The 17,709-nt window shown below is 67.6% G+C and carries 15 protein-coding genes; 12 read left to right on the plus strand and 3 right to left on the minus strand.

What is annotated here, in order from left to right:
* Positions 1-8: 8 nt before the first annotated feature.
* Positions 9-1,508, minus strand: a complete 1,500-nt coding sequence (gene glcD / locus DFP85_RS09735; RefSeq protein ID WP_133636087.1) for a glycolate oxidase subunit GlcD — start codon at positions 1,506-1,508, stop codon at positions 9-11.
* Positions 1,509-1,703: 195 nt separating this feature from the next.
* On the opposite strand from glcD, the gene glcC reads away from it, so the two are divergent.
* On the plus strand, positions 1,704-2,483 hold the full coding sequence (gene glcC, locus DFP85_RS09740) for a transcriptional regulator GlcC (RefSeq protein ID WP_133636088.1): 780 nt from the start codon (positions 1,704-1,706) through the stop codon (positions 2,481-2,483).
* 3 nt (positions 2,484-2,486) lie between these two features.
* Here glcC and DFP85_RS09745 read toward each other — a convergent pair whose 3' ends face one another.
* A complete protein-coding gene (locus tag DFP85_RS09745) occupies positions 2,487-3,170 on the minus strand; it encodes a GntR family transcriptional regulator (RefSeq protein ID WP_133636089.1) in 684 nt (227 codons plus the stop codon).
* Positions 3,171-3,345: 175 nt separating this feature from the next.
* Here DFP85_RS09745 and DFP85_RS09750 point away from each other — a divergent pair, with 175 nt between their 5' ends.
* From DFP85_RS09750 to DFP85_RS09795, 10 genes are all read left to right on the plus strand, one after another.
* Positions 3,346-3,807: a GlcG/HbpS family heme-binding protein gene (locus DFP85_RS09750; RefSeq protein ID WP_133636090.1), complete on the plus strand. Its 462-nt coding sequence runs from the start codon at positions 3,346-3,348 to the stop codon at positions 3,805-3,807.
* A 197-nt stretch (positions 3,808-4,004) separates the two neighbouring features.
* Positions 4,005-4,991 carry a TRAP transporter substrate-binding protein gene (locus DFP85_RS09755; protein ID WP_133636091.1) on the plus strand — a complete coding sequence of 329 codons (987 nt, stop codon included), beginning with the start codon at positions 4,005-4,007 and terminating at the stop codon, positions 4,989-4,991.
* A gap of 75 nt (positions 4,992-5,066) precedes the next feature.
* Positions 5,067-5,585 (plus strand): TRAP transporter small permease, encoded by a 519-nt coding sequence (locus DFP85_RS09760; RefSeq protein ID WP_208108486.1) that lies wholly within the window; start codon positions 5,067-5,069, stop codon positions 5,583-5,585.
* On the plus strand, positions 5,582-6,862 hold the full coding sequence (locus DFP85_RS09765; RefSeq protein WP_133636092.1) for a TRAP transporter large permease: 1,281 nt from the start codon (positions 5,582-5,584) through the stop codon (positions 6,860-6,862). Before DFP85_RS09760 ends, DFP85_RS09765 begins: the two co-directional genes overlap by 4 nt.
* Before the next feature lie 29 nt (positions 6,863-6,891).
* Positions 6,892-7,677 carry an enoyl-CoA hydratase/isomerase family protein gene (locus DFP85_RS09770; protein WP_133636093.1) on the plus strand — a complete coding sequence of 262 codons (786 nt, stop codon included), beginning with the start codon at positions 6,892-6,894 and terminating at the stop codon, positions 7,675-7,677.
* A 31-nt stretch (positions 7,678-7,708) separates the two neighbouring features.
* Positions 7,709-8,896, plus strand: coding sequence for a CaiB/BaiF CoA transferase family protein (locus DFP85_RS09775; protein ID WP_133636094.1), 1,188 nt, complete (start codon positions 7,709-7,711; stop codon positions 8,894-8,896).
* Between the two features lie 62 nt (positions 8,897-8,958).
* A complete protein-coding gene (locus DFP85_RS09780; RefSeq protein ID WP_133636095.1) occupies positions 8,959-10,167 on the plus strand; it encodes a pyridoxal-phosphate-dependent aminotransferase family protein in 1,209 nt (402 codons plus the stop codon).
* A 36-nt stretch (positions 10,168-10,203) separates the two neighbouring features.
* Positions 10,204-13,209 carry an FAD-binding and (Fe-S)-binding domain-containing protein gene (locus tag DFP85_RS09785; protein WP_133636096.1) on the plus strand — a complete coding sequence of 1,002 codons (3,006 nt, stop codon included), beginning with the start codon at positions 10,204-10,206 and terminating at the stop codon, positions 13,207-13,209.
* 75 nt (positions 13,210-13,284) lie between these two features.
* Positions 13,285-14,298: a low-specificity L-threonine aldolase gene (ltaE, locus tag DFP85_RS09790; RefSeq protein WP_133636097.1), complete on the plus strand. Its 1,014-nt coding sequence runs from the start codon at positions 13,285-13,287 to the stop codon at positions 14,296-14,298.
* 34 nt (positions 14,299-14,332) lie between these two features.
* Positions 14,333-14,857 carry a gamma carbonic anhydrase family protein gene (locus tag DFP85_RS09795; RefSeq protein WP_133636098.1) on the plus strand — a complete coding sequence of 175 codons (525 nt, stop codon included), beginning with the start codon at positions 14,333-14,335 and terminating at the stop codon, positions 14,855-14,857.
* Between the two features lie 93 nt (positions 14,858-14,950).
* Here the strand turns inward: DFP85_RS09795 and DFP85_RS09800 are convergent, their stop codons facing one another.
* Entirely contained in the window at positions 14,951-16,651 is a 1,701-nt protein-coding gene (locus DFP85_RS09800) for an L-lactate permease (RefSeq protein WP_133636099.1), read from the minus strand.
* Positions 16,652-16,996: 345 nt separating this feature from the next.
* On the opposite strand from DFP85_RS09800, the gene DFP85_RS09805 reads away from it, so the two are divergent.
* Entirely contained in the window at positions 16,997-17,704 is a 708-nt protein-coding gene (locus tag DFP85_RS09805; RefSeq protein ID WP_133636100.1) for a glutathione S-transferase family protein, read from the plus strand.
* Positions 17,705-17,709 lie beyond the last annotated feature (5 nt).

Here is a 17,709-nt window from a genome sequence, read left to right on the forward strand (position 1 = left end):
GGGAATCCTCAGAATCGGGGCAGCTCGGGGTGCGGGAGCTCGTTGTTGTGCACGTGCATGGCACCGAACTCGGCGCAGCGGGCGAGGGTCGGGATGTTCTTGCCCGGGTTGAGCAGGCGGTCGGGGTCGAAGGCCGCCTTGACCGCATGGAAGGTGGCCAGTTCGCCCGGGTTGAACTGGGCGCACATCTGGTTGATCTTCTCGCGGCCCACGCCGTGCTCGCCGGTGATCGAGCCGCCGACCTCGACGCACAGCTCGAGGATCTTGCCGCCGAGCTCCTCGGCCTGCTCCAGCTCGCCGGGACGGTTGGCATCGAAGAGGATCAGCGGGTGCATGTTGCCGTCGCCGGCATGGAAGACGTTGGCGACCCGCAGCCCATACTCCTCGGAGAAGTCGGCGATGCCCTTCAGCACCCGCGGCAGCTCGCGGCGCGGGATGGTGCCGTCCATGCAGTAGTAGTCCGGCGACATGCGGCCCACCGCCGGGAAGGCGTTCTTGCGCCCCGCCCAGAAGGTGGCGCGCTCGGCCTCGTCGCGGGCCTGCTGGATACCGGTGGCCCCGGCCTTCTCGAGCACCGCGCGCACGGTGGCGCAGTCATCGTCGACGTCGGCTTCCACCCCGTCCAGCTCGCAGAGCAGGATGGCCTCGGCCTCTACCGGATAGCCGGCCTTGACGAAGTCCTCGGCGGCGCGGATGGCGAGCTTGTCCATCATCTCGAGCCCGCCGGGGATGATGCCGGCGGCGATGATGTCGCCGACCGCCCGGCCGGCCTTCTCGACGTCGTCGAAGCTGGCCATCAGCACCTTGGCGGTCTCGGGCTTGGGCAGCAGCTTGACGGTGATCTCGGTGACCACGCCGAGCATGCCCTCGGAACCGGTGAACAGGGCCAGCAGGTCGAGGCCCGCGGCGTCCAGCGCCTCGCTGCCGAGCGTCATGCGCTCGCCCTCGATGGTGATCACCTCCACCTTCATTACGTTGTGCACGGTCAGCCCGTACTTCAGGCAGTGCACGCCACCGGCATTCTCGGCCACGTTGCCGCCGATGGAGCAGGCGATCTGCGAGGAGGGGTCCGGCGCATAGTAGAGGCCGTAGGGGGCCGCCGCCTCGGAGATCGCCAGGTTGCGAACGCCGGGCTGGAGCCGGGCGATGCGGGCGTCCGGGTCCACGTCGAGGATGCGGTTGAAGCGCGACATGACCAGCAGCACCCCCTTCTCGAGGGGCAGGGCACCGCCGGAGAGACCGGTGCCGGCCCCGCGGGTCACCACCGGCACGCCCAGGGCGCGGCAGCGCTTCATCAGCGTCTCGACCTGCTCGAGGGTCTCGGGCAGGGCGACCAGCATGGGCAGCACGCGGTAGGCGGAGAGGCCGTCACATTCGAAGGGGCGCAGGTCCTCCTCGCGGTGCAGCAGGGTGAGACCGGGCGCGGCCTGCTGCAGGTCGGCCAGGACGTCGGCCTTGTCGATTTCCGGCAGCTCGCCGTCGAGCCGCTCGTCATAGAGGATGTTCATGTGGCTTCCTCGCTGGATGGCCCATGACCCGCGCGGGCCGGGCAGGTGTCCGGTGGTGGCCTTCAATCTGTGCCTTCTTGACGGGCGTGTCCAGTCTCTGGTTCGCTGGTCAGACCAGTTGTGAGTATAATTCTGGAAAGTATTTCCAAGCTACACCCTCGCGCCACGGAAGGACATCCCCCTCAGGAGACGGCCATGCCCCGCTACCATGATGAGCTGGTCACCACCTCACGCACGCCCGACGCCATTGCGGCCAGGCTCGAGGAGCTGATCCTCGATGGCGTGTTCCGCCCGGGCCAGCTGCTGCCCTCCGAGCGGCGTCTTAGCGAGCGGCTGCAGGTCTCCCGTGCCTCCCTGAGGGAGGCACTCAGGACGCTGCGCAGCAAGGGGGTGATCGTCACCCGGCAGGGGCGGGGCTCGGTGGTGGCCGAGCTGGTCACGGCGGCCCAGGACACGCCGCTGATGCATCTTTTCCGCGACCATCCGCGGACGCTGTTCGACCTGCTGGAGGTGCGGGCCCTGCTCGAGGGCGAGTCGGCCCGCCTGGCCGCCAGCCGGGGCACGCCCTCCGACCGTGTACTGATCACCCGCCGCTATCAGGCGATGGTCGACTATGTGGAGAGCGCCGAGTCGGTCGACGTCGAGCGCCTGGCGCGGCTCGACCACGGCTTCCACCTGGCCATCTGCCAGGCCTCCCACAACCCGGTGCTGGTGCATACCCTGCAGAGCCTGACCGACCTGCTGCTGAGCTCGGTGTTCGCCTCGGTGAAGAACCTCTATCACCGCCCGAGCTCCCGCGAGATGATCAATCGCCAGCATGCGCGGCTCTATCGTGCGGTGATCGAGGGCAAGCCGGTTCTCGCCCGGCGTGTCGCCCTGGAGCACCTCTCCGGGGTGGGCGAGCAGCTGCGCGAGATCGAGGCGGAGGACCAGCGGCTGGAGCGCTCGGCCATGCGCCTCGAGGGCTGGGGGTAGGGGTCAGGAGGTGGCGACCTCGAGGGCGGTCTCGTCCTCGACCACCCCGGCAAGGGAGGCCACCTCGAGCTTGTTGCAGAGATGGTCGCGCAGGATCTGGCCCAGTCGCCTGCCGTCGCGTGCCTCCAGGGCAAGGATCATGTGCTCGTGGTCCTGGACGGCGTTGCCCCAGAAGTCGTCGGTCATCTTCTTGGAGTAGCGGACCCGCTTCACTCGCTGGCTGAGGTTGCTGTAGGTCTCCTGCAGCACCTCGTTTGCCGAGGCGGCCAGGATGCTCTCATGGATGCGCTGGTTGACCCGGAAGTAGTCCGGCAGGTTGCGTTCGCGATAGTGCCGGAGCATCTCGTCATGCAGCGTGCGGATGGCCCGGATCCCCTCGTCACTGATGTTCTGGCAGGCGAGCTCGCCGGAGAGCCCCTCCAGGGCGCCCATCAGGTCGTAGGTGTCCTTCACCATCTTCAGGGTCAGCCGCACGACCCTGGCGCCGCGGTTTGGCAGCAGCTCGACCAGTCCCTCGGAGGCTAGGACCTTGAGTGCCTCCCTAAGTGGCGTGCGGGACACCCCGAACCGCTCGCAGAGGTGCTTCTCGGATATCCGCTCGCCGGGGGCGAGATCCCCCTGCTCGATGAGCTCCCGGACGCGGTCGGCCACATCCAGGTAGAGGCTGCGCTGCTGGATCTTGCTCATGGCATGGGTCCCTCGAGGCAATGGCGTCCTGATGGTCGCAGCAAAGGGTGACGGCAGCGTCGCCGGCCGGGCGGTGCACCCTCGGGTGATGGACCAGGCTGGCATTCTGTCACGAGAGGTATTATGAATTCAAAATGCAGCCAATATCCACCTCGACCATCATCAGGAGTCGCCCATGGCCGGCAAGGTCTTCCGCAGTCACTTCCAGCTTGGCCGTTCGCAGGCCAGGACCATCCTCGACGGCGCCTTTGCCAAGGCGCGTGATGCCGAGATGGAACCTCTCACCGTGGTGGTGCTCGACGGTGGCGGGCATGTCGTCGCCGCCGAACGCGAGGACGGCTGTGCCCCGCTGCGTTTCCCGGTGGCTCAGGGTAAGGCCTTCGCCGCCCTGGGGAACGGCATCGCCAGCGGCGTAGTGGGCGAGCGCAACAGCGAGCGTCCCGCCTTTCTGGCCAGCGTGGCCGCGGCCTCGGCAGGGCACTTCGTTCCAGTGGCCGGCGGGGTTCCGATACTCGACGATGAAGGGCAGGTGATCGGCGCGGTCGGGGCCAGCGGGGCAAGCTCCGGCGAGGACGAGGCCGCCGTGATTGCCGGCATCGAGGCCGCCGGTCTCGCCTGGGGGCGCGAGCCGGAATGAGGGCGTTCCTCGAGCGCGGACGACTAAAGTTTAATACCTGATTATGAATTTTGAATTCAAATTGAATCGGTGAGGCATGGCGGCCACCGCAGAGCGACAACACCACAATTCGGGGCCCGCCACTGCTGGAGGATGTCGGGGCGAGCTCGGCTCACCGGCAAGACGCGTACAACAACAAGCCAGCACCGGAGTATCCCATGAAAGTGATCAAGACAGCATTTGCCGTCACAGCCCTGGCGGCCGCCATGGCGCCTGGCCTGGGCATGGCGCAGACCGAGCTGCAGTTCGGCCACGTCGGCAACCCCGGATCGTTGTTCGACGCCTCCGCCACGGAGTTTGCCAAGCGCGCCAACGAGCGGCTGGGCGATGACTATGAGGTGGAGGTCTACGGCTCGAGCCAGCTGGGTGGCGACAGCTCCATGATGCAGAAGCTCAAGCTCGGCCAGCTCACCTTCACGCTGCCCTCCACCGTGATGTCCTCGGTGGTCGACGAGTTCGGCCTGTTCGAGATGCCCTACCTGATCAAGGACCGGGAGCACATGAAGCGGGTCATCGAGGAAGTGCTCGAGCCGCAGCTCTATCCGCTGGTGGAGGAGGAGGGCTACAAGGTCCTCGCCGTCTGGGAGAACGGCTTCCGTCAGATCACCAATAACGTCCGACCCATCAACACGCCGGAGGACCTGGATGGCCTCAAGCTGCGCACCCCCAAGGGGAAGTGGCGGGTACGCATGTTCGAGGAGTACGGCGCCAACCCGTCACCCATGGCCCTCTCGGAAGTCTTCACGGCGCTGCAGACCGGCACCATGGACGGCCAGGAGAACCCCCTGGTGCAGATCTACTCCCAGAAGTTCCAGGAGGTCCAGGACTACCTGTCGTTGACCGGCCACGTCTACACGCCGGCCTACGTGGTGGTCTCCAGGAGCCACTGGGAGGACCTGCCGGACGAGGTGCGTGAGGTCCTGGAGGAGACCGCCCAGGAGGTGCAGGACTTCGTCTACGAGACGGCCGCCCGGCAGGACGAGGAGCTGCTCGGCGAGATGGAAGCCGCCGGTATGGAGGTCAACGAGGCCGACAAGCAGGCCTTCATCGACGCCAGTGGCCCAGTCTATGAGCTCTTCGGCGAGGAAGTGGAAGGCGGCAGCGATCTGATCGATCGCGTGCTGGAGCTCGGCAAGGAGGAGTGATCCTCCCGTCCGGCTGACCTTCCTGACCGCCCCTGACGGGGCGGTCCTTCCCTGACTCGACGGAGTAGCGTCTTCATGTCTCTCGCGAGATTACGATCCGGCTTCGAGTGGTTGCTCGAGGTCATCACCATGTTTCTGGTGGTGTCGCTGGCAGTCGTCGTGCTGCTCGGCGTCATCTTCCGCTTTGCCGGCAATTCCCTCGGCTGGTACGACGAGGTGGCCGCCGTGATGCTGGCCTGGGTCACCTACTACGGTGCCGCCCTGGCCGCGCTCAAGCGCGGCCATATCAGCGTGCCGGGCCTCGTCTATTCACAGCCGCGTGCCGTGCGCGTGACCCTGGTGGTGATCGGTGAGGTCATCATCCTGGCCTTCTTCGTGATGCTCGCCGCCTATGGCGTGCATGTCATCCAGATCCTCGGGGGATCGACCCTGGTCAGCGTGCCGATCCCGATCGCCGTCACCCAGTCGACCATTCCCATCGGCGCCGCGCTCTACGTGATCGCCGAGCTGATCAACCTGCCGACCATCATGCGCGAGGCCTGGCAAGGCAAGGCGCCGCCCGCGGAGCATGACATCGTGGAGGACGCGCAATGACGACTGCCCTGATCCTCCTGGCCGGCCTGGCGATGATCTTCATCAATATCCCCATCGCCGTGGCGCTGGGCGCGGTGTCTCTGCTGGCCATGCTGGTGCTGCAGGGCCCGAACAGCCTGCTCAGTTTCCCGATCGTGATGTTCGAGGGCGCCACCAAGTTTCCCCTGATCGCCATACCCTTGTTCATCCTCGCCGGGGCGATCATGAATACCGGCGGCATCTCCAAGCGATTGATCGACTTCGCCTCGGCGCTGCTCGGTTTCATCCGCGGCGGACTGGCGATGGTCAACATCGGCACCTCGCTGTTCTTCGCCGAGATCTCGGGCTCGGCGGTGGCCGACGTCGCCGCCCTCGGCTCCATCCTGATGCCGGCGATGAAGAAGAAGGGCTATCCGGCGGACTTTACCGCGGCGATCACCTCCTCCTCGGCGTCGCTGGCAATCATCATCCCGCCCTCCATCCCGATGATCCTCTACGCCGCCATGGCCGACACCTCGGTGGTGCAGCTGTTCGTGGCCGGCATCGTGCCGGGGCTGCTCGGCGGGTTGTCGATGATGGCGCTCGCCTGGTTCTTCGCCGTCCGCTACAAGTACCCGGTCGAGGAAGCCTTCCAGCTCAAGCGAGTCTGGGCCACCTTCAAGGCAGCGGGACTCGCCTTCCTGCTGCCGCTGATCATCCTCGGGGGCATCTTCGGAGGCTTCATGACCGCCACCGAGGGCGCCGCCCTGGCGGTGGTCGCGGCGCTGCTGATCAGCTTCCGCTACGGCGAGCTGCGCTGGAGCACGCTGCGCGGCGCCATGGTCGAGGGCGGCGTCCAGACCGCCGTGGTCATGCTGCTGGTGGCGAGCTCCGCCCTGCTGGGAGACTTCCTCACCCGGGCCCAGCTGCCCCAGACCCTTGCCGCCGTGATCGGCGACTTCACCAGCAACAAGTACATGGTGCTGGCGCTGCTCAACGTCTTCCTGCTGGCGATCGGCATGATCCTGCACTCGGCGGCGGCGATCATCCTCACCGTGCCCATCGTCATGCCGCTGGTGATGATGGTCGGGATCGATCCGGTCCACTTCGGCATGATCGTCACCCTGAACCTGGCCATCGGCCAGCAGACGCCCCCGGTGGCCAGCGTGCTGATGACGGCCTGCTCGGTGGCCAAGGCGGACATCTGGGACGTGGCCAAGGCCAATGTGCCCTTCATGATCCTGCTGTTCGTGCTGCTGATGCTGGTCACCTATGTGCCGGTCGTTCCCATGGGTCTGGTGGACCTCTTCTACCGGTGATGCCGCTGACCCCTGACGGGAGAAACATGATGAGCGACGAGTCCGTGATCCTGCGCCGCGAGGGCGGAATCGCCTGGATCGGCTTCAATCGCCCGGCGAGCCGCAATGCCATGACCTGGGAGATGTACGACGCCCTGGAAGCCTGCTGTGACCGGCTTGCCCAGGACGATGAGGTGGTGGCCGTCGTGTTGCATGGAATGGGGGGCGAGGCCTTCGTGGCCGGCACCGACATCGGCCAGTTCACGCACTTCGCCGCCCCCGAGGATGCCATCGGCTACGAGCGGCGCATCGACCGGGTGGTGGGCAAGCTCGAGGCCTTGCCCAGGCCCACCATCGCCCTGATCGAGGGCGCCTGCGTGGGCGGCGGCGCCGCCCTGGCGCTGGTCTGCGACTTCCGCTACTGCACGCCCAGCATGAAGTTCGGTGTGCCCATCGCCAGGACGCTCGGCAATACCCTGTCGATGAGCAACGTCTCTCGGCTGATCGACATGATCGGCGTGGCCCGCACCAAGGAGGCGCTGATGATGGCCAGGCTGTTCGGGGCCGAGGAGGCGGCCCAGGCGGGACTGGTCAATGCGGTGTTTGACGCCGAGGTGATCCATGAGGAGGTGGCCGCCATCGCCGCCGAATTCGCGCGGCGCGCCCCGCTCACCGTCCAGGCCAGCAAGGCGCTGGTGGGGCGGGTGCTCGCCGAGCGTCGTCCCGCCCCCGAGGCCGGGGACGACTGGGTCACCACCTGCTACATGAGCGACGACTTCAAGGCGGCGGTGAACCGGTTCGTCCACAAGACGCCCTTCGAGTGGCGCGGCCGCTAGCATGAATGACAGCAATGGAGGGAGCACAGCGATGCTGCCACTGCAGAACCTCAAGGTCCTCGACATCTCCCAGATCATGGCCGGTCCCTACTGCACCATGGTGCTGGCCGACATGGGCGCGGAGGTGATCAAGGTCGAGAAGCTCAACGGCGGCGATGACAGTCGCCAGATGGGCCCCTATGTCAACGACGAGTCGACCTGCTTCTCGCAGATCAACCGCAACAAGAAGAGCATCTCGCTCAACCTCAAGGACGACCGGGCCCGGGAGATCTTCTACCGCCTGGCCCGGGACGCGGACGTCATCGTCGAGAACTACCGCACCGGGGTGACCCAGTCGCTGAAGATCGACTACGACACCATCAAGGCGATCAACCCGGGCATCGTCTACTGCTCGATCTCCGGCTACGGCCAGACCGGACCCTACCGGCACAAGGGAGGCTTCGACCTGGTCGCCCAGGGGATGACCGGGCTGATGTCGATGACCGGCGAGCCGGGGCGTCGGCCGCTGAAGACCGGCATCGCCGTCTACGACATCGGCGCCGGCCTCACCGCCACCTACTCGATCCTCGCCGCCTGCATCCACAAGATGAACACCGGCGAGGGCCAGCATATCGACATCGCCATCACCGAGTGTGGCCTGCCCTGGTACACCTGGGAGGCGGCCGCCTACTTTGCCGAGGGCCGGGTGCCCGAGCCGACTGGCTGGCGCCACCGCGTCTCGGCGCCCTACCAGGCGATCAAGGCCCGAGACGGCTACCTGATGCTCGGCTGCGCCAACCAGCGCACCTGGGAGCGCTTCGCCGGCGATGTGCTGGAGCGCCCCGAGCTGATGGAAGACCCTCGCTTCCTGACCAATCACGACCGCGGCCAGCATGTCGAGGAGCTCGAGGCGCTGCTGGAGTCGATCATGGTCGAGCGCGACGTCGACGACTGGCTTGCGCGCTGCGACACGGCCGGGGTGCCCGCCGGGCCGATCAACGATTTCGCCCAGGCCATGAGCGACGAGCACTACCTGGCGCGCGGCATGGTGCAGGAAATGGACCACCCGAAGATCGGTCGGATGAAGACCATCGGTTTCCCCAGCAAGTTCTCGCGTACCCCGTCGCAGATCCGTCAGCCGGCACCGCTGTTCGCCCAGCACACAGATGAAATCCTCGGTGGCATGGGGTTGTCTGCCGAGGAGCTCGAGACCCTGAGGGCCGAGGGCTGCATCAAGTAGGCGCCTTTTCGAGACATGGATTGCATTCATTATCCAAGAACAAGATGCACGGAGATTGACTCATGCTGAACCTCGACTTCCACCCCTCTGGTCGCCACTTCCTCCAGATTCCCGGCCCTTCCCCGGTGCCGGATCGCATCCTGCGCGCCATGAGCCTGCCGACCATCGACCACCGGGGCCCGGAGTTCGGGGCGCTGGGACTCGAGTTGCTCGGCAAGGTCAAGCAGGTCTTCAAGACCGACAACCCGGTGATCATCTACCCGGCGTCGGGCACCGGCGCCTGGGAGGCGGCGCTTTCCAATACCCTCTCGCCGGGCGACGAGGTGCTGATGTTCGAGACCGGCCACTTCGCTACCCTGTGGCACAGGATGGCCACCCGCCTGGGCCTGGCGCCCGAGTTCATCGGCCTGCCGGGCTATGAGGGCTGGCGCCACGGCGTGCAGGCCGACATGATCGAGGCGCGCCTGAGGGAAGACACCGGGCACAGGCTCAAGGCGGTCTGCGTGGTGCACAACGAGACCTCCACCGGGGTGACCAGCGACATCGCGGCGGTGCGCCGCGCGATCGACGCCGCCGGTCACCCGGCGCTGCTGCTGGTCGACACCATCTCGGGGCTGGCCAGTGCCGACTACCGCCATGACGAGTGGGGGGTGGACGTGACCATCTCCGGCTCCCAGAAGGGCTTGATGCTGCCCCCGGGGATCAGCTTCAACGCGGTCTCCGACAAGGCCATCGAGGCGAGCCGCCACAACGCCATGCCGAAGAGCTTCTGGGCCTGGGACGAGATCCTCGAGGCCAACCGGAACGGCTACTGGCCCTATACCCCCAGCACCAACCTGCTCTACGGCCTCAACGAGTCGCTGGACATGCTGCTCGAGGAGGGCCTGGAGCACGTGCTGGCGCGCCACCAGCGCTGGGCCGCCGGTGTGCGCACGGCGGTGGAGGCCTGGGGGCTGGAGATCCAGTGCCAGGATCCGTCCGTCTACTCGCCGGTGCTCACCGGGGTGGTGATGCCCGAGGGCACCGACGCCGACGCGGTGCGCAAGATCATCTACGAGCGCTTCGACCTGTCGCTGGGCACGGGGCTCGGCAAGGCCAAGGGCAAGATGTTCCGCATCGGCCACCTGGGCGACTGCAACGACCTGACCCTGATCGCCACCCTGGGCGGCTGCGAGGCGGGCCTGAAGCTGGCGGGCGTACCCCTCAAGGGCAGCGGTGTGACGGCCGCACTGGACTACTTCGCCGGCCACCCCCTCGAGGCCGCCCACTGACCATCGGCAGTGCCACGCATGGCGGAGGATGATCCCATGACGTCCCTGAAGGACAATTCCCGGGCCGGCCGGGCCCCCGATGCCCGGATCAAGCCGGTGACCGAGCTGGCGGCCCGGCTATCACGCGAACTCGAGGGCGAGGTGCTGTTCGATGACGCCTCGCGGGGCCGCTACTCGACGGATGCCTCGATCTACCAGGTCACCCCGGTGGGCGTGGCAATTCCCCGCCACCAGCGGGACCTGGCGCTGGCGCTGGAGATCGCCCGGGACGCCGGGGTGCCGGTGCTGGCGCGTGGTGCCGGCACCAGCCAGTGCGGCCAGACGGTGGGCGAGGCGCTGGTGATCGACAGCACCCGCTGGCTCGACGAGGTCGTCGAGTTCGACCCCGAGGCGCGCACCGTGGTGGTCGAGCCCGGGATCGTGCTCGACCACCTCAACGCCTGGCTCAAGCCACATGGCCTCTGGTACCCGGTGGACGTCTCCACCAGCGCCCAGTGCACCCTCGGCGGCATGGCCGGCAACAACTCCTGCGGCTCGCGCTCGATCCGCTACGGCAACATGGTGCACAACGTGCTGGGCGTGGATGCGCTGCTGGCCGACGGCAGCGAGGGGCACTTCGGCTTCGTCGACCAGCTTCCGGACTCGGGGAGGGTGCGCGAACTGGCCGAGCGGGTGAAGGCCATCGCCGACGGCGTGGCCCCCGAGATCCGTGAGCACTTCCCCAAGGTGCTCAGGCGGGTCGGCGGCTACAACCTGGACCTCTTCGACTGCCAGAACCCCAAGCCCTATGACCCGGGCGGGCGCGCCAATCTCGCCCACCTGCTGGTGGGCTCCGAGGGTACCCTTGCCGTGAGCCGCCGGATCACCCTGCGCCTCTCGCCGCTGCCCGAGCACAAGGTGCTCGGGGTGGTGAACTTCCCCACCTTCTACCAGGCGATGGACCTCACCCAGCACATCGTCACCCTCGACCCCTCCGCGGTGGAACTGGTCGATCGCACCATGATCGACCTCTCGCTGGAGAACCCGGCCTTTCGCCCGGTGATCGAAAAGGCGCTGATCGGCAGACCCGAGGCGGTATTGCTGGTGGAGTTCGCCGGAGAGGACCGCGAGGCTCAGCTCGCCTCGCTTGCGCGCCTTTCCGAGCTGATGGCCGACCTGGGGCTGCCGGAGAGCGTGGTGGAGATGCCCGAGCCCGCCGAGCAGAAGGCGCTGTGGAACGTGCGCAAGGCGGGGCTCAACATCATGATGAGCATGAAGGGGGACGGCAAGCCGGTCTCCTTCATCGAGGACTGCGCAGTGCCGCTGGAGCACCTGGCCGAGTACACCGACAGGCTGACCGAGGTCTTCCACCGCTACGGCACCGAAGGCACCTGGTACGCCCACGCCAGTGTGGGCACCCTTCACGTGCGGCCGATCCTCGACATGCGCCGTGACGGCGCCGAGAAGATGCGCGAGATCGCCGAGCAGGCCTCCGCCCTGGTGCGCGAGTACAAGGGCGCCTACTCCGGCGAGCATGGCGATGGCCTCTGCCGGGGCGAGTGGGTCGCCTGGCAGTTCGGCGAGACCGTCAACGATGCCTTTCGCGAGGTGAAGCGGCTCTTCGACCCCGAGAATCGTTTCAACCCGGGCAAGATCGTCGACACCCCGCGGATGGATGACGAGCGCTACTTCCGCTTTGCCTCCACCTACCGGACGATCCCGATGACGCCGGTATTCGACTGGTCGCCCTGGAACGTCACCCGCGACCCGCTCTCGGGCCAGCAGGGCGAGCCCGGCAGCGCCGGCGACCCCACCCATGGCCTGGCCATGGCGGTGGAGATGTGCAACAACAACGGCCACTGCCGCAAGTTCGATGCCGGCACCATGTGCCCCAGCTACCGCATCACCCGCGACGAGCAGCACCTCACCCGCGGGCGCGCCAACACCCTGCGCCTGGTGCTCTCCGGCCAGCTCGGCGATGCGGGGCTGGCCAGCGACGACGTCAAGGAGGCACTCGACCTCTGCGTCTCCTGCAAGGGCTGCAAGCGCGACTGTCCCACCGGGGTCGATATGGCCAAGTTCAAGATCGAGGCGCGTACCGCCCGGGCGAAGGCGAGAGGGCTGTCATGGCGCGATCGCATGGTCGGCGAGATGCCACGCTATGCCCCCTGGGCCAGCCGATTCTCCGGCCTGCTGGGGGCCGTGGAACGCCTGCCGCTCCTCTCGCGCCGGGTCAAGACGGCCCTGGGGCTCGCGGTGCAGCGCGACTTCCCGCGCTTTCGCGGCAACTTCCTTGCCGAAGCGCAGGGGGAGGTGGTCCAGGCCCCGCGGGAGGTGCTGCTCTTCGTCGATACCTTCAACAACTACCTGGAGAGCGAGAATGCCCGGGCGGCCAAGCGGGTACTGGAGGCCGCCGGCTACCGGGTGCACCTCAACGTCAAGAAAGGCGAGCGGCCGCTGTGCTGCGGACGCACCTACCTCTCCTCTGGGCAGTTCGACAAGGCGCGACTGGAGGCGCGCCGCACCCTGGACCACCTGATGCCCCATGTCAGGCGGGGCGTGGCGATCGTCGGGCTCGAGCCCTCCTGCCTGCTGACCCTGCGCGACGAGTTCCTGCAGTATGGTTTCGGCAAGGAGGCCGAGGCCCTCTCCGAGTCGGCCTTCCTGTTCGAGGAGTTCCTGGTCCGGGCCTTCGAGGCCGGCGAGTTGCCGCTCGACCTCAAGCCGGTGGCTCACCCGCGGGCCATGCTGCATGGTCACTGCCACCAGAAGGCCTTCGATGCCGTGCGCCCGGTCGAGCAGGTGCTCTCCTGGATTCCCGGCCTCGAGGTCGAGACCATCGAGTCCTCCTGCTGCGGCATGGCCGGCAGCTTCGGCTACGAGGCGGAGCACTATGACGCCTCGATGAAGATGGCCGAGCTGTCGCTGCTGCCGGCGATCCGCAAGGCCGCTGACGATGCCGTGCTGGTCGCCGACGGGACCAGCTGCCGTCATCAGATCCGGGACGGCAGCGGCCGGGAGGCCATCCATGTGGCCCGGCTCCTCGAGCGGGCGCTGGCCTGAGTCCGTGGCTGACGGGCCCTGCCTCAGGGCCCGTCGGCACCACCCGTTACCCACACCCGAACGAGGCGGTTGAGCATGATCGACCTGCGCAGCGACACCGTGACGCGGCCCACCCCGGCCATGCGCGAGGCCATGGCACGGGCCGAGGTCGGCGATGACGTCTGGGGCGACGACCCCACGGTCGCCGTCCTCGAGGCTGCGGTGGCCGAGCGGGCGGGCAAGGCCGCCGGGCTCTTCCTTCCCTCGGGCACCCAGAGCAACCTGGCGGCCCTGCTGACGCACTGCCAGCGCGGCGACGAGTTCATCGCCGGCCAGCTCGCGCATATCTACCGCGACGAGGGTGGCGGTGCCGCGGCCCTCGGCGGCATCCAGGCCCAGCCCATCGAGCATGACCCCGATGGCACCCTCCCCCCGGACAAGGTGCAGGCCGCGATCAAGGGGGCGGACATCCACCATGCCCGGACGCGGCTGCTGGCCCTGGAGAACACCTTTCGCGGCCGGGTGCTGCCCGCCGACTACCAGGCCGAGGTCCTTGCCCTGGCACGCGCCCATGGCCTGGCCACCCACCTGGACGGTGCCCGCCTGTTCAACGCGGCGGTGGCAAGCGGCCGGCCCCTGGCGGCGCTTTGCCAGGGCTTCGACTCCGTGTCGCTGTGCTTCTCCAAGGGGCTGGGGGCCCCGGTCGGCTCGGTGCTGGTGGGCGATGAGGCCTTCATCGCCCGGGCGCATCGCTGGCGCAAGACCCTGGGCGGCGGCATGCGCCAGGTCGGTATCCTGGCGGCGGGGTGTCACCATGCCCTGGACCATCACGTCGAGCGGCTGGCCGAGGATCACGCCCATGCCCGGCAGCTGGCCGAGGGGCTGGCCGATATCGACGGGGTCGTGTTGCAGGCCTGCGATACCAACATGGTATTCCTGGCGGTGCCCGAGGCCGATGGCCGGGCACTGGAGGCGCACCTGGCAGCCCGGGGGATCCTGGCGGCCGTGAGCGCGACCACCCGCCTGGTCCTGCACCTGGACGTCAGCGACGACGACATCCCCCGCATCCTGGCCGCCTTCAGGAGCTTCGTGGCCCGCTCGGGGGCCTGAGCGGGCCGTTCATCATTCACAGGAGACCCCTTCCATGGCGATCTATCAGTACGGCGAGGACCGCCCCGCAATCGGTGACGACGTCTACGTGGCCGAGACGGCCGACGTGATCGGCCGGGTCACCCTCAAGCGCAATGCCAGCGTCTGGTACCAGGCGGTGCTGCGCGGGGACACCGACCACCTCGAGGTGGGCGAGGGCAGCAATATCCAGGACGGGGCGGTGCTGCACGCCGACCCCGGCTACCCGCTGACGGTCGGCACGGGCGTGACCGTGGGCCACCAGGCCATGCTGCACGGCTGCACCATCGGCGACGGCAGCCTGGTGGGGATCCAGGCGGTGATCCTCAACGGGGCGGTGATCGGCAACAACTGCCTGGTGGCGGCCGGGGCCGTGGTCAAGGAGGGGGCCAGCTTCCCCGACAACTCGCTGATCGTGGGGGCGCCGGCCAGGGTGGTGCGCGAGCTCTCCGAGGAGGCCATCGAGGGCCTCAGGAAGAATGCCGAGGGCTACGTGGAACGCGGCCGGCGTCATGCCACGGATCTCAGGCGGATCGACTGATTCCCGCGGCCTGGCCGGGCCTGGTGGCAGGCCGGAAACGACACAGCCCCCACGGCCAGGCCGTGGGGGCTGTGTCGGTGAGGCAGGTGGCGATCAGCCCAGTCGCAGCAGCGGGTCGCCGATGCCCAGCACATAGAAGGCCACCAGGCCGATGATCCCCGTGAAGACGAGGTAATAGATCGTCGGCAGGATGGTCTTGCGGATGGTCTCGCCCTCGCGGCCCAGCAGGCCCACCGTGGCCGAGGCCGCCACCACGTTATGGATGGCGATCATGTTGCCCGCCGCGGCGCCCACGGCCTGCAGCGCCACCATGAAGGCGGTGGAGAGGCCGAGCTGCTGGGCGACGTTGAACTGGAAGTCGGAGAGCATCAGGTTGGAGACGGTGTTGGAGCCGGCGATGAAGGCGCCCAGGGCACCCACGGCCGGGGCGAAGAACGGGTAGACCCCGCCCACGCTGTCGGCCACGAGCTGGGCCATGGCCACCGGCATGGAGACCAGGTCGGCGGCGTTGACGCCGGAGTTGATCAGGATCCGCACCATGGGGATGGTGAAGATCAGCACGAAGCCGGCGCCGAAGATGGTCCGGGTGGACTCGCCGAAGGCGGCCTTGAGCTCACCGAGGCGCATGCGATGCAGCAGGGCGGTGAGCAGCACCACCATCAGCAGGATCCCGCCGGGCAGGTAGAGCGGCTGGATGCTGCCGGAGACGCCCGCCTCGCCGAGGATGTCGGTCCAGCCGAAGGCGAACGAGGTCAGGGCATTCTTGAACGGCTCGATGGTGCGCGAGGCGACCAGGATCACCGCCAGCAGCACATAGGGCACCCAGCCCATCAGGGTGGACATCGGGGCCTTGCCGGTGACCTCGTCCAGCTTGATCTCGAGCTTGCCGATCCAGGCATCGGGCCAGGAGGTGCTCTCCGGGAAGTCCCAGGTGTCCTTGGGGATCAGGAAGCCGCGGCGGGCGGCCGGCACGACGATGGCCAGGCCGACCATGGCGCCGATCATCGACGGGAACTCCGGCCCCAGCAGCACGCCGGCCAGCATGTAGGGCACCACGAAACTGATGCCGGCGAAGATGGCGAAGGGGGCGATGGAGAGGCCCTCCTTCCAGGAGCGGTTGGCGCCGAAGAAGCGCACCATGATCACCACCATGATCAGCGGCATCAGGATGCCGACGATGCCGTGGATCACCGCGACCTCACCGGCGATCAGGCGGAAGTACTCCATCCATCCGGCGCCGCCGGCTTCCAGGGTCTCGGTGATGCCAATGCGGTCCAGGCCGCCGGAGACCCCCACCACGATCGGGGTGCCCACGGCGCCGAAGGAGACCGGGGTGGACTGGATCATCATGCCCACCACCACGGCGGCCAGCGCCGGGAAGCCCAGCGCCACCATCAGCGGGGCGGCCACGGCGGCGGGCGTGCCGAAGCCGGAGGCACCCTCGATGAAGCAGCCGAACAGCCAGGCGACGATGATCGCCTGGACGCGGCGGTCCGGGCTGATCCCCGAGAAGCCGTTACGGATGGCCTTGATCCCACCCGAATGCTTCAGGGTGTTGAGCAGCAGGATGGCGCCGAAGATGATCCACAGGATCGCCACCGTCAGGATCAGGCCCTGCAGGGTCGAGGCCAGCACCCGGGAGAAGGTCATCTCCCAGGCGAGCAGCCCGATCAGCGCGGTGACCACGAAGACCACCGGCATGGCGGTCCTGGCGGGCATGCGAAAGCCGATCAGCAGCACACCGGCCAGCACCAGGGGCACGAAGGCGAGCAGCGCGAGTGTCGTTTCGTTCATGGAGGGGTTCCTTTCGCGTTGGAACGGTTGGTCGTGGAGCCTCCCCGACCGGGCGGGGCATGAAGAAGGCGCACCTTAAGCCCAGGCGTCCGGCTTGGCCATCGCTGGATAACTGGTATGACCAATCTGTGCAGGCGTCCGTTTCCACCAGGTTTTCATGAAATATTCGCTGATTCAGGGGTTTCCGTGGCATGCCGGCAGGCGGCTTCCTCTCCCGCCCGCGCGGGATCTTAGACTAATGGACAAGTCGCCGTCGCCGGGCGACACGCCTGCGACGGCGTTGGCGGTGTTCGGCAAAGGCTGGCACTATCGGGCCATACCCATGACCGGATACGAGGAGATGGCATGACACGGGTGCTCTTTGATCTCTGCGGCATCGATGAGGGGCTGCGCTTCTCGCCCTACTGCTGGCGCGTGCGCTACGCCCTGGCCCACAAGGGGCTGGAGGTTCAGACGCGGCCCTGGCGCTTTACCGAGAAGCAGGCCCTGGCCTTCGCCGACCATGACAAGGTGCCGGTGCTGGTCGACGGCGACGAGGTGGTCACCGACAGCTACGAGATCCTGCGCTACCTCGACCGCACCTATCCCGAGGCGCCGCTGCTGGGCGAGGGGCTGGCCGAGGCGCGGGGGCACTTCTTCAAGCACTATGCCGAGCGTTCGCTGGCCCCGGCGATGATGCGCACCATCATCATGGACCTGCTCAACGCCATCCATCCCGGCGACCGGGCCTACTTCCGCGAGACCCGCGAGAAGCGCTTCGGGCGCACCCTGGAGGAGTTCCACTCGCCGGCCAAGGGCCTGGCCCAGCTGGATGCGGCCCTGGAACCGCTGCGCGGTCGGCTCAAGGAGGCCGACTACCTCGACGGCGAGGCCCCGGCCGGCGCCGACTACCTGGTCTTCGGCAGCTTCATGTGGGCACGCTGCGTCTCCAGCGCCGACCTGGTCTCCAACGCCGACCCGGTTCATGGCTGGCTCGAGCGCATGCTCGACCAGCATGGCGGCCTGGGGCGCAAGGCCCTGCGCATCACCGACATCGAGGGGGCCTATCGCTGAGGCGA

It is taken from the genome of Halomonas ventosae, from assembly GCF_004363555.1.
Taxonomy (GTDB): Bacteria; Pseudomonadota; Gammaproteobacteria; order Pseudomonadales; family Halomonadaceae; genus Halomonas; species Halomonas ventosae.